The organism is Sphingomonas sp. SKA58 (genome assembly GCF_000153545.1).
Lineage (GTDB): Bacteria > Pseudomonadota > Alphaproteobacteria > Sphingomonadales > Sphingomonadaceae > Sphingobium > Sphingobium soli.
This window is the reverse complement of record NZ_CH959306.1, coordinates 411,710-424,132: the sequence shown is the minus strand read 5'-3', so window position 1 is coordinate 424,132 and position 12,423 is coordinate 411,710. Positions and strand designations below refer to the sequence as shown.

General features: G+C 60.4%; 13 protein-coding genes and 1 tRNA gene. 3 read left to right on the top strand and 11 right to left on the bottom strand.

Annotation, left to right across the window (positions count from 1 at the left end; all coding sequences use genetic code 11):
- The first annotated feature begins 76 nt into the window (after window positions 1-76).
- Window positions 77-1,315, top strand: a complete 1,239-nt coding sequence (locus tag SKA58_RS02445; RefSeq protein WP_037542037.1) for a phospholipase D-like domain-containing protein — start codon at window positions 77-79, stop codon at window positions 1,313-1,315.
- A 40-nt stretch (window positions 1,316-1,355) separates the two neighbouring features.
- Here SKA58_RS02445 and SKA58_RS02440 read toward each other — a convergent pair whose 3' ends face one another.
- From SKA58_RS02440 to ald, 6 genes are all read right to left on the bottom strand, one after another.
- Complete coding sequence (locus tag SKA58_RS02440; protein WP_009820752.1) at window positions 1,356-1,736, bottom strand: hypothetical protein; 381 nt, start codon at window positions 1,734-1,736, stop codon at window positions 1,356-1,358.
- A 174-nt stretch (window positions 1,737-1,910) separates the two neighbouring features.
- Window positions 1,911-2,465, bottom strand: coding sequence for a hypothetical protein (locus SKA58_RS02435; protein WP_009820751.1), 555 nt, complete (start codon window positions 2,463-2,465; stop codon window positions 1,911-1,913).
- Window positions 2,462-3,811 carry a sensor histidine kinase gene (locus SKA58_RS02430; RefSeq protein WP_037542035.1) on the bottom strand — a complete coding sequence of 450 codons (1,350 nt, stop codon included), beginning with the start codon at window positions 3,809-3,811 and terminating at the stop codon, window positions 2,462-2,464. The genes SKA58_RS02435 and SKA58_RS02430 overlap by 4 nt, the downstream gene beginning before the upstream one ends.
- Window positions 3,804-4,514, bottom strand: a complete 711-nt coding sequence (locus SKA58_RS02425; protein WP_009820749.1) for a response regulator transcription factor — start codon at window positions 4,512-4,514, stop codon at window positions 3,804-3,806. The genes SKA58_RS02430 and SKA58_RS02425 overlap by 8 nt, the downstream gene beginning before the upstream one ends.
- Before the next feature lie 192 nt (window positions 4,515-4,706).
- Window positions 4,707-5,537: a sulfite exporter TauE/SafE family protein gene (locus SKA58_RS02420; RefSeq protein WP_009820748.1), complete on the bottom strand. Its 831-nt coding sequence runs from the start codon at window positions 5,535-5,537 to the stop codon at window positions 4,707-4,709.
- A 349-nt stretch (window positions 5,538-5,886) separates the two neighbouring features.
- Window positions 5,887-7,002, bottom strand: a complete 1,116-nt coding sequence (gene ald / locus SKA58_RS02415) for an alanine dehydrogenase (protein WP_037542466.1) — start codon at window positions 7,000-7,002, stop codon at window positions 5,887-5,889.
- Window positions 7,003-7,158: 156 nt separating this feature from the next.
- Between ald and SKA58_RS02410 the strand changes: the two genes are divergently transcribed.
- On the top strand, window positions 7,159-7,632 hold the full coding sequence (locus SKA58_RS02410) for an Lrp/AsnC family transcriptional regulator (protein WP_009820745.1): 474 nt from the start codon (window positions 7,159-7,161) through the stop codon (window positions 7,630-7,632).
- Here the strand turns inward: SKA58_RS02410 and SKA58_RS02405 are convergent.
- Entirely contained in the window at window positions 7,616-8,509 is an 894-nt protein-coding gene (locus SKA58_RS02405) for a peptidylprolyl isomerase (RefSeq protein ID WP_009820744.1), read from the bottom strand. The two genes, SKA58_RS02410 and SKA58_RS02405, sit on opposite strands and share 17 nt — an antisense overlap.
- A 153-nt stretch (window positions 8,510-8,662) precedes the next feature.
- On the opposite strand from SKA58_RS02405, the gene SKA58_RS02400 reads away from it, so the two are divergent.
- Window positions 8,663-8,753 (top strand) — tRNA-Ser (locus SKA58_RS02400).
- 182 nt (window positions 8,754-8,935) lie between these two features.
- On the opposite strand, the gene SKA58_RS02395 is transcribed toward SKA58_RS02400, so the two are convergent.
- The 4 genes from SKA58_RS02395 to SKA58_RS02385 form a co-directional block, all read right to left on the bottom strand.
- Window positions 8,936-9,277: a hypothetical protein gene (locus SKA58_RS02395; RefSeq protein WP_037542033.1), complete on the bottom strand. Its 342-nt coding sequence runs from the start codon at window positions 9,275-9,277 to the stop codon at window positions 8,936-8,938.
- A gap of 1 nt (window position 9,278) precedes the next feature.
- Window positions 9,279-9,938, bottom strand: a complete 660-nt coding sequence (locus tag SKA58_RS20205) for a hypothetical protein (protein WP_232209352.1) — start codon at window positions 9,936-9,938, stop codon at window positions 9,279-9,281.
- 3 nt (window positions 9,939-9,941) lie between these two features.
- Window positions 9,942-10,463: a hypothetical protein gene (locus SKA58_RS20200; RefSeq protein ID WP_232209351.1), complete on the bottom strand. Its 522-nt coding sequence runs from the start codon at window positions 10,461-10,463 to the stop codon at window positions 9,942-9,944.
- A 290-nt stretch (window positions 10,464-10,753) separates the two neighbouring features.
- Entirely contained in the window at window positions 10,754-11,953 is a 1,200-nt protein-coding gene (locus SKA58_RS02385; RefSeq protein WP_037542386.1) for an IS256 family transposase, read from the bottom strand.
- Between the last annotated feature and the right edge of the window lie 470 nt (window positions 11,954-12,423).

The window sequence follows — 12,423 nt, the reverse complement described above, 5'->3', positions numbered from 1 at the left end:
ATACAACGAATGGAAAAGCGTGAACCGGGCAGCTAGCAGGCTCGGGACAGAGAGTCAATGAAAAGGCCATTAAGCCATGGCCATAACGGCCAGGAACGGGCATGAGGCCGCTATGGCGACAGCAAATCTTCGTCCCGATGCTGACGGCGAGCCTGACATATCGGCAACGCTGGAGGGCAATCGCCTGCGCCTCATCACGCGTGGAGCCGCGCTGCGAGAGGCGCTGATCGCCCTCATCGAGGGTGCCACCTACAGCCTTAAACTTTATTATTATATCTTCGCCGATGACGCGAGCGGCGCGATGGTGCGCGACGCGTTGAGCGATGCTGCGCGGCGCGGCATATCGGTGACGCTGATGATCGACGCATTCGGGTCGGGCAAAACGCCAGACAGTTTTTTTACGCCGCTGATCGAGGCCGGAGGGCATTTCGGACGCTTTGGCGCGCGGCGATCGACGCGATATCTCATTCGCAACCATCAAAAGATGGCCATCGCCGACGATGCCCGTTTGTTGATCGGCGGGTTCAACGTGGAAGACGGCTATTTCGGCATTCCTCGAGAGGATTGCTGGCGGGATTTGGGCCTATTGGTCGAGGGCGAGCAGGTGGAGGCCATGACCCGCTGGTATGGTGGCCTGTGGCGGTGGGTCTCAACGAAACGGCAACGGTTCAGGACATTGCGCGCGATGGTACGGCAATGGCATCCGGCGCTGCACCACGATGAGGGTTCAGCGTTTCGATGGCTGATTGGCGGCCCCACAAGGCGGCTTAGTCCCTGGGCGCAGGTCGTGAAGCAGGATCTTCAAAAGGCGCGGCGCGTCGATATGATCGCCGCCTATTTCTCCCCCGGTCGGGGCATGCTGAAACGTATCGCACGCGCCGCCAAAGCGTCCGGCGCGCGCATCATCTTGCCGGCCGTCTCGGATAACGGAACAACTGTCGCGGCGGCGCGACTTTTATACGGTCCGTTGCTCCGGCGCGGTGTCGAGATTGCGGAATATCAGCCCTGCAAGCTCCACACGAAACTTCTCGTCATCGACGATGCCGTGTTTGTCGGATCCGCCAATTTCGACATGCGCAGCCTTTTCCTGAACCTTGAGGTCATGCTGCGGATCGAGGACAAGGCGTTCGCTGACCGGGTCCGGGATTTGATCAGTAGGGAAATGCGCGACAGCCGGCCCATCGATCTGAAACAGTATCAGTCCAGCCGCAGCGGTATCACCCTGGTAAAGCAGCTCATCAGTTATCTGCTGGTCGGCATATTGGATTATACCGTCACGCGGCGATTGAATTTCCGCAATCTGGATGCCGATTGAGGAGGGACGACATGCCCGCTCCTCAATCGTCCCGGCCGATTTATCGGCCGTTATTGGCCAGCACGCGCACCTGACCGATCGGATAGCCCTTTTCCGCCATTTCCTTGGCATAATCGCCGCGGGCGTCGGCCAATTCGGCCCGATATTCGTCCCAGGCGTCACGATTATCATCCGCGTCCGAGGAACGGCGTAAATCCTTGGTCAATTCCTTCCGTGCCTCGGCAAGATCGGTCTGGTAATTGAACCAATAGTCATTTTCTACGCCGGCGATCGGGGTCTGGTAGACCAGCTGGTCCTCGACCTGAGCCAACTGCTCTTCATAGCTGATCGGCCCCTCCGGGCTTTGCGCCGCAGCGCCAGCAGGGAGGATCGCGGGGGCAAGGCCCAACAGGGCGGCGGCAAGAAACGTCGAACGAGTCATCGGTTCTTCTCCTCTTTGCTGATCTGAACCATGACTGGCACAACGCGCCAACCCGCACATTTTGAGCCTGAACGAATGTGCAGAATGGATAGACCGAGCCCGAGCGGAGACAGGCGGAGTGGCTAACACGCGCCCGGCATCGCCATGTTATGCCATAGAGTCAGAAACTTAAGCCTATCGGACCAGCAGATAGAAACTGGCCGACGCCTCTCCGACATTTTCAATCACGATGCTGTAGCGATCGGTGAACAGCGGCATCCAGGCGCAATCCGCCTGGGGGCCGCCGACGGCCTTCTGGCACAAGGTTTCGCCTTGCGCGCCCTCCACCCGGATCGACAAATGGCCGCTTCCCTCTCCCACAGGCGCCACCATGATCTGCGCACGCTGGCCGCCAAGGAAAAGCTGCCGCATCGTCATGCTGCCACCGGGCACAAGCGATCCGCGACGATAGGCGGGACCCAGAGCGCGCCCGCGAAAGGGCGGCATATCGACAGTCGCGCCAACACCTTGCGCCTGCCTGCGCCAGAGCGCTGCAAGATCCTCCTGCCCCCGCACCGGCGCCGCGCCCAGCACCGACAGCATCCGCGCTTTCCGACCGAGCGATGCGCTGTCGCCCTGCGTCTGCGCGGCCTCCCCCTCGACCAGCGCACGCAATATGGGATCGGACGGACGAGGATCGGCGGGTGACGCCACCGCGGCGAACAGCAAGGGTAACAGGACGGTGATCACAGGGCATCCTCCGGCCGGACGATAAAACGCGCGCCCGGCTCCGCATCCTCGACATGGAGCGAAAGCCCATGCCGCTGCGCGATCGCCAGCGCAAGCGCAAGCCCCAGACCATGACCGCCGTCCGCCGCCCCATCCAGACGAACATAACGCTCAAATATTCGCTCGCGGTCCGCCGCAGGGATACCATCGCCATCATCCTGAACGATGATGCAGGGCCCGGCAGACAGTTCGAGCGACACGCTACCGCCGCTGGGCACATATTTGAAGGCGTTGTCGAGCAGGTTCGACATGAGGCGCATCATCTGCATGGCATCGGCGCGCAACCGGATGCCGGGCGCAATGCGGGCATGAAAGCCTATCCCCAATTCTTCTGCGCTTGCGCCGTAGAGATCGGCCAGATTTTCCGCGATCTCGCTCAAGCTGACCTCCGCCAGGCCACGCATGTCGCCGCGCATCGCCTGCGTGCCGGCAATGTCGAGCAGGGAATCGAGCAGGCGCACAACGCTGCGTATCTCGGCTCTTGACCGCTCCAGCGTTGCCAGCAGCAGATCGTCTTGCGCCGCCTCCATCGCTTTGAGGATGCGCGTATCCAGATGCATGAGCGGGGTGCGAATTTCATGCGCCGTTTGGTCAGACACAGCGCGCTGCGCCTCGATCAACCGTTCGACCTGGTCAAGCATGTCGTTGGTATTGGACGCCAATTCCGTAAGTTCGTCGCTGTCCCCCGCACCCGGCACGCGCGCTTCGATATGACCGGCACGGACCGCGGCGAAGGTGGCGTTCACGGCCTCCACCCGATTGCGTAGGCGTCGAGCGGCGAAATGGCCGGCGACAAGGCTGAGCCCCGCGATCAGCGCGCCCGCCGTCGAGAAAGCCATTGCCAGCCGTGCAAGCAGCGCCTGCCCGCGATAGTCGCTGCGCCCCACCACCAATTGCATGTCCGGACCAAGCCGCGTCGCCCGCGCGAACATGCGCTCGCCTTCGGCCAAGGTGACGAACCGCGCTTCCGATATGTCGGGCGCAATGCGCGGCCAATATGTCAGATTGCCAGCTATGCGATCACCATTGTCGCGGGCCAGCAGATACCAGACACGCTCGCCATCCTGGCGCTCTACCGCAAACCGGTCAGCAATTCGCGCCTTCAGGTCTTCGCCGCCGGCGCTGACATAAATATCGGCAAGGCCGGCAAGGTCGGTATCAACCTCCCGCGCGAGCATGGCGCGCGCATCATTATCAACGATCTGACGCACGACGAGGAAGAGCGCCAATGTCGAAAGCAGGCTGACCAGCAACGCCGACATCGTGACCCGGCCGAAGATCGACCGGAAAAGGCCAGGCCTAGCCACGAGCCGCGTCTGCGCGAGCTATCAGCCGGTAGCCCGTCCCCCACACCGTTTCCAATACCGGTGTATCGAAGCCCTCCTCCAGCTTACGTCGCAAGCGGCCGACATTCACGTCAACGACATTGGTCTGCGGATCGAAACTCAGCTTCCAGACATGGCGCAGCAGCATTTCGCGCGTCACCACTTCTCCGGCATGATCCATCAAATAACGGAACAGTTCGAATTCCTTGGGCGACAGCGGAAGATGCCGTCCCTGCCGAAAAGCCGTACGCGCCTTCACATGACATTCGAGGTCGCCGAACAGCAGCACCGATTCATGGCTGCGACGGCTGGCGCGGCGCCAGAGTGCACGGACGCGGGCGACCAGTTCATCCGGTTCGAAGGGTTTGGCGAGATAGTCGTCGACGCCGCTTTCCAACCCCTCGACCCGATGTTCGCTGCGGCCCAAAGCCGACAGCATCAAGACCGGCGCGCCAATTCCTGCGAGACGCATGCGCGTGACAATGTCGATGCCCGACAGATGCGGCAACATGCGGTCAAGAATCACGACATCATGTCCGCCGCTGCCGGCGCGATTGAGCCCGGTTGGCCCATCGGCAGTCTGTTCCACCGTCATGCCCGCGGCGGTCAGAATAGCCGCGATCGTCGTGCGCGCCGCCTCGTCATCTTCCACCAGCAAAACGGAAATTTGATCAGACTGCCCCATGATCCCCCCGGCTTAGCCTTAACGGCAAAGCCCGCCAGTGACAAAGCCTGTTAGAGGGCGCGCGACCGGGCATCGTTTCGGCCATGGCTTAATCTGCCCACGGGATGGCGCATCCGCTCTGCCCATCCCTCCTTCAACGGAAAACGGCCACCGTGCAGGCAGCCGTTTTCGCACATTTGATGATCGAGCAGATTACATCTTCAGCCCGTTGCGCAGCATCAGCAGGCCGATGATGAGCAGATAGACGCCGAAAATCTTTTTCAGCGGCCCAGCCGGCAGGCTGTGCGCCGCAGCGACGCCCAGCGGCGCGGTCAGCATCGACATGGACGCAATCGCCAGCGTTCCGGGGATGTTGATATAGCCCAGCGACCCCCAGGGCAGACCCGTTTCCTTAAGACCAATGATGGCAAAGCCAATCGTCGTGGGAATGGCGATCAATGTGCCGATGCCGGACGCCGTCGCGATAGCGCGGTGGATGGTCCGTCCGCACAGCGTCATCACCATGATCGCGATGGTGCCGCCGCCGATTCCGAGCAGCGAGGAAAATGTGCCGAGGCCACCGGCGATGCCGACCCGGACGATACCGGACGGCATCGTGTCGCTGACCACCTTGCCACTGACCTTGGGCAACAGGAAATTGAGCGACATCAGGACCACGCCGCCCCCGAAGATCATCTTGAGTGTGCGGCCATCGACATGGCTGGCGAGCAGGACGCCCGCGCCGCACCCCAGGATGATCCATGGCGCCCAAGCCTTGAGCACCTCAAATTCCACCGCTCCGCGTTTGGCGTGGGACATCAGCGACCGGATCGACGTGACGATGATGGTGGCGGCAGACGTGCCGATCGCAACATGGGCGATGGCATCCTTGGTCCCGCCCAGCAGCGGCAGCACGACCAGCAAGGCCGGCACGACAACAAAACCGCCGCCAATGCCGAATATGCCCGCGGCAAAGCCGGCCAGAAGCCCGGCCGCCAGCATGGCGACAAGCGGCACCAGCCATGTCGTGATTTCAGCGGACATCACAGCCCCCCTGTCTGCGCAGGCCCGCCCGCGCGCATGTGGATGCCATCGCCCTGCGGGATCAAGGCGGCGAAAATGGGGTAATCGTCCATGATGTAAGACCATGCCTCTCTTCGGCGGAACCAGAATGCATGGGAGGCATGCGGCGATGTCCCCCTGCCCGCTCAACGAACGAGGACGGAGAACCCGCAACGAACTTCGCATCACGCCAGTTACAAACTGGAAACAATTGCCAGCCGGGCGCCGCGAGGAAAAACAAAAGCGCCAGCCCCGATGAAAGGGCTGGCGCTTTTCGCCACGGCGTCGGTGCACGCAGCGGTCGTTTGCCGGAATGAAGACCGTGCCAGGATCAGGCCACGGCGTCTTCCGCTGGCGTATAGGGAAGCCCCAGATCCTCAGCCACCGCCTGATAGGTGACTTTACCATCCCATATGTTCAGGCCGGCGCGCAGATGCACGTCGCGGCGCAGCGCCTCCTTCCACCCCAGCTCGGCGATCCGCAGCGCATGGGGCAGCGTGACATTGTTGAGCGCATAGGTGCTGGTGCGCGCGACCGCGCCGGGCATGTTGGCGACACAATAATGCACGACATCGTCCACGACATAGGTCGGGTCTGCATGGGTCGTCGGATGGCTGGTTTCGAAGCAACCGCCCTGATCGATCGCGACATCGACGAGAACCGCGCCCTTCTTCATGGTCTTGAGCATATCGGCGGTCACGAGCTTCGGCGCAGCGGCGCCAGGAATGAGAACCGCGCCGATCACCAGGTCAGCATCCGCCACGCAATCGGCGAGATTTGCCTTGTTCGAAAAGCGCGTCTTGGCCCGTGCTTCAAAATACATGCCCAGTTTTTCGAGCACCTCAGGGCTGCGATCCAAAATGGTGACGTCCGCGCCCAGGCCTGCCGCCATTTGCGCCGCATTGAATCCGACAACGCCGCCGCCGATCACCGCGACCTTGGCGGGTAGCACGCCGGGCACGCCACCCAGCAGCACCCCCCGGCCGCCATGCGCCTTCTCAAGCGCCGTCGCGCCCGCCTGGATCGCCATGCGACCAGCGACCTGGCTCATGGGCTTGAGCAGCGGCAGGCCACCGCTTGCGTCGGTCACGGTTTCGTAGGCGATGCAGGTCGCGCCGCTGGCAATGAGGTCGCGGGTCTGGTCCGGATCGGGCGCCAGATGCAGATAGGTGTAGAGTATTTGACCAGAACGCAGCATCGCGCGCTCTGCCGCCTGCGGCTCCTTGACCTTTACGATCATGTCAGCCGTGGCGAAGATTTCGGCGGCTGTGGCGATGATTTCGGCGCCCGCCTTGACGTAAAGATCATCGCCCGCGCCGATGCCGTCGCCAGCACGGGTTTCGACCAGCACGCGATGGCCATGAGCGGTCAGTTCATGAACGCTTTCAGGCGTCAACCCGACGCGATATTCGTGATTCTTGATTTCCTTGACGGTGCCGACGATCATCATGTCTCTCCGAAAACAAGGGACAGCGCTCTGCTGCGCGTCCTTGAGCGTCAGCATAACGCAAAGCCGACGACGAGTGGTCCTGCATTTCCGGGATGGAAAAAGGATTTAGTAAATGATATGCCGCGATACGGCTTATCATCGGGATGAAATTGCGTGGATCGGTTCGATATTGCCATACTTGAAGCGTTGCAAAGCGATTCCCGGCGATCGATGGCTGACCTGGGGGAACGGATCGGCCTGTCCGCATCCGCCTGCCATCGTCGGATCAAGGCAATGGAGGAAGCGGGTCTGATCGCCGGCTATGCCGCACGGCTCGACCCCAAGGTTCTGGGACTGGACCTCCAGGCTTTTGTCGAGATTTCGCTGACCAGCCAGAGCCGCGAGACCATGGATCGGTTCGAAAACGCGGTGGCCGACTTTCCCGAAATATTGGAATGCCACCTGATGGCGGGACAGGCCGACTATCTGTTGCGCGTGGCCGCAGCGGACCTAAAAGGATTCGACGCCATCCACCGCGACTGCCTCGCCCGTTTGCCCGGCGTCTCCGCCATTCGCACCAGCTTTGCGATCCGCCGCATCCGCGACTGGCAGGGCTATCGCTTGCGCGGGCTCAGGGCGCCGGCCTGACCGGCACGGGCGCGTTGCAAAGATCGACGCCGCCCGCAGGTCGCTCGTAGAAATCATCCTTCCGGTTGGCGCGCAGGCGCAGATAGGCCGCGAAGCTGGGCGATGTGGTATCCATCTGCTGAAAATGCGGCTGTTGCGCGGTAGGTAGTTCGCTTGCCAGACGGATGGACAGGATGGGCACCGGGCGTTCGGCTTCGGTATAAAAGCCCAGTTCACCCGATCCGCGCGGCAGGCTGGACAGATGCGCCATCCCGTCGATCACCCGTCCGACAACCGCGATGTTGCGATCGAGCTGACGCGGGGCCTGACCGATCACCGTATAAAGTTCCGCGCCCGTGCCCGCGTCCGATGACAGGTTGCGCCCGACCCCGACATAACCATAGCAATGCGGCAGCCAGGCGGCATTTCCATCCATCGCTACCGGCCAGCCCGCAACGAAACCGGTCTTTTGGGCATAGGCATCGGGATAGGGCAAGGACGTCACGCGCAGTCGTCGATTGGCAAGGGGCAACGCATAATCGGCGGCGCTGGTCTGCAGAAGACCGGCGGGCAACGGCTTTTTTTCGGTCGCGTCGCCCCATTGCGCGACATAATTATCCTGCACCCGATTGATGCTGGTCCCGTCCCACCAGTGCGCCCGGGCGAGTGTGCGGATATTGGCGACGTGACGTGGGGCCATGGCCGGGGCAAGCTGGACGATGACCTGTGCGCCGCCATCGATCGTCATGACGATCAGATCTTCTGCAGAAATATTTGCCCACGCGTCGGCAGGTGATGATGCGACAAGAGCGGCAGGCGTGGCTGGCGGTTCGCCGGCCGCTTGGACAGTAACAAAGGCCAAGGCTGCGGTCAGCGCGATGCGAAGCGGACGGATCATCGGGCCATCAAACAAGGCCTATTCAACAAAGTAAAGCTCTGTTGCTGATGCCCCTTGCCACCTCGCCCGCCCCGCGATAGGGAGCCGCCTTCCAGTGCGATTGGATGAAAGAACCCGAATGATGCCGCTTGCAGCGGCAGCCGGGTTCCGTGCGGAGCGGTGGCCGAGTGGTCGAAGGCGCTCGCCTGGAAAGTGAGTATACGTCAAAAGCGTATCGAGGGTTCGAATCCCTCCCGCTCCGCCATTTCATTGTAAGTGATTGATAAAAAGGATATATTTCTGTTTTTGGGGCGGGTTCCGGTCTTTTCTGGAGTCATTCACACACCGGAGAACCGCCGAATAATGGATAAATCCTGTATTTTCGGTCGGCTTTCTCTCTTGGCCTCTTGCGTGCTACCGGATTTGGGAAGGGCAAAAAGCTCGAAATCAGCGTGACTTGCCCCGAGTGCTGGCCTTCAGGATAGCCTCCATTTCAACAATGCAATTCCGTCCCTTGGTGCTGTCTTTGGGATCGGCTTCGAAATGCGCCCGCATTTTGTCGGACAGCGCGACGAGCGCCTGATAATTCTCCTCACCCACCTTCTTGCGAATGGTTTTCAGGCCCTCGTTGAGCGCGAAGAATTCGGTGTCGATGTTGCGATCCGGGAAGTATCCGGTCTTGTCCTTGAACTTCGGCGCCGAGAGCATCATCGCCCCCAGAAAGTCCCATATCTCACTGATACCCTGGGGGATGTAGAGCTTAGTGGAACGGTAGCTCGAACTAAACATATTACTTCCTCGGACTGGAAATGGCGTACGTGCTGTTCGAAACAAGTTGGGTCGGTCGAACGATAAGCACTGCGTCCGGCTTGAAATCGCTGTTGAAAAATCCCCGGACTTGTGGAGTCGCGAGGGTCTTGCGGCTGAGCGTGACATCGAACGCGATATTGCCTACACGCGCATCGGGAATCCTATATGTAGGATCACTCCCTGAGGTGTCATATTTCACCCTGATTTGCTGTCCCTTGGAATAATCGATTCCTCGAACGTTGTATAACTCGCGCAGTTCACGCCTTACCGCGCGATCGACGTAATTGCCAATCGTCTCCTCGCGAGAGAGGCGCGACTGCAGGCGTCCCGCATCGAAGAGGACTTGTCCTTCAGCGTATGTGCTGTCCGCGCGCTCCTGCATTATACGCAGTGTCTCAACTTGCAGCGGCCTAGTCTCACCCTTCACGCGATAGAAGGCCACGGCTCGATCAAGGCGAAGCTGGCGTATCAGATTTACCTGCCCTTCAAGGGTTGTCGGAAATCCAAGCGAGTCCTGGCGATATTTCGGATCGATGGTTCTGATCTGCTGTATCAGCATGTTGACATGATCTTCCGCCAATCCGGTGGTCAACCGATTGGCCGGGCCGGTCAGATCGAGGATATTGTCGGCAAGCGCCACCAATCAGCCGCCCGGTGCATTGGCCAAACCCGGGAACGTCCGTTCGAGAGTCAGCGGGTCGTTCAGCGGCGGACCGCCGTTGCCGCCCATGCGCGCTCGGGGATTGGGGCGGTACTGTGCAGGTTGGATGGACGCGGAAGCTTCGGAGGGCCGGTAGACCGCTTCGCTTGTCGAGACGGTTTGTACCGGATGGGTCGGTGCGGGCGTAGCCCTCGCACCGACCGCCGCCATGCTCCCCCAATCTTGTTGCGGTGTCCTATGCAATCCACGGCGGTCCGAGACGATGACATGACTTAGCGAGCGCGGACCGCCCGGCGCGAAAGTGAAACCGCCATTGCGCTGGTCGTGATAAGGGTTGAACTTGTACTCAACCTCTTGAACCCACGCTTGGGTCGACAGCTGTCCAGTCCGAAGATAATGTTCAAAAACCAGCCGCTCAGATGACTTTGTTTCGGTGACAGGCTGTTGATCGGGCATGTTCTGTCCTCGTCTGGCATAAGAACAATTCATGAACATTTCCAACATGTCAACGGAAATAACCAAATGGGTTGTGTCGGCACTATGCGACCTGCGGAAATGGCGGAAACAGAGACCATATCGATGGTTCGAATATCTTTCGGTCCGCCATTTACCCATTCATCAGTGTTCGAGCGGAGCTGACGAAAGCGACGAAAATCCTACGGCTTTTCTGGCCACCAATTAACGCATCCGTTCATTCGAATTTGCCTACAGTTGCACCTGTCAGGCCTTGTCGGCCGATCGTGTCCCGGGGGATGGTGTAACAGCGGGTATCCTCGGTAGAGGATCGGACTGGATCAGGCTGCCACGCCGGGCAAACTGATGAGGGGATTGTCGCTGACGGTGGCGAGACTTTCAAGTGTCATATATCGGCGAGCCACGGCCCATTCGTCCTGCTGTTCGAGCATGAGGGCTCCGACGAGGCGTACAATGGCCGCGTCATTGGGAAAGATGCCGACAACGTCGGACCTTCGTTTAATCTCTCCGTTGAGACGTTCCAGGGGATTTGTGCTGGAAATCTGCGGCCAATGTTCTTTCGGGAAGGCTGTGTAAGCGAGGACGTCTTCGCGGGAGCCATCCATCATCTCAGCAAGTTTGGGAGCGCGATCACGCAGGGCATCGGCGACTGTTTGCCATTGCTTATGAGCCTCCTGAGCAGTTTCCTGCGCGAAAATTGTCTTGATCATGGCGGTGACGGCGGCACGCTGCTTAGTGGAAACATGGGCGAGCGCATTGCGCATCCAATGAATCCGACAGCGTTGCTGGGTTGCGTGGAAAACCTTGCTGGCAGCGGCGCGTAGGCCCTTGTGATCGTCTGCAATGACAAGCTTGACGCCCCGGAGCCCGCGATCGGCAAGAGAGCGCAAGAAGCCCTTCCAGAAGGTTTCGGCCTCGGTTGGCCCGGTGTCGACGCCCAGTATCTCGCGGCGGCCATCGTTGCTGACACCGACAGCTATTATCGTCGCGGTCGACACAATCCGGCCACCCTGGCGCGATTTGATGTAGGTCGCATCGAGCCACAGATAAGGGAATTCGCCCTCGATTGGCCTGTTGAGGAAAGCGTTAACCCGTTCGTCAATCTCTTGGATCAGTCGGCTGACGGCGCTCTTGGAGATGCCCGTAGCGCCCATGGCCTTCACGAGATTATCGACCGATCGCGTCGAAATGCCCTGGACATAGGCTTCCTGGATCACCGCCGTCAGCGCCTTCTCGGCAGTCCGACGGGGTTCAAGGAAGGATGGGAAATACGATCCCTTGCGTAGCCGCGGGATCTCCAGTTCGATGTGGCCGGCCCTGGTCTCCCAGGAACGCTCTCGATAGCCGTTGCGCTGGACCTGTCGCCCGGCAGGGTCGCGAGCGCCATGCGCGGCGCCAGTCAGCACCTGCACTTCAGCTTCCATCATTCGCTCAGCGGCAAATGCCAACATCTCGCGAACGAGATCCGCATCAGCGCCCTTTTCAACCAGCTCAATAAGGGCCATTCTGTCTGTGGTCATCGTCGTCTCCGATAGGTTCATTGGTTTCGCAACCCGAACTCTACCGAAGATTGGCGATGGCCGCCTAGACAGAAGCCATGCCACCGTTGGGGCATGAAGCTCCGGTCGCTACGCTCCCTCCGCTTCACGCCCCAACGGTGACGCTGTTACACCACTTAACGGGACACGGCCTGTCGGCCTCGCCGGCGGCAGTAGTCGGTTTGACTTCGATCATGCGATCCGCGCCTGCCTTGGCGCTAGGTAAAGCGATGCCGAAATGACGCCCGCCTGTATCGCTCTCAGGCCAAGGCGCAGGTGTTAGAGCCATAAGCCTAATTTCCCAAGTCTGGCGACGTGATACGTCAAATCTGGTCGAAGCGCTGGTTCCAAGCGAGACAACAATGTTCGACACCGTCGTCGTAAAATGAAGATGCGGCCAGAGAGGCCGATGTCGCGCATCAACCGCACTATATTCTCGACTGGGTTCAGTT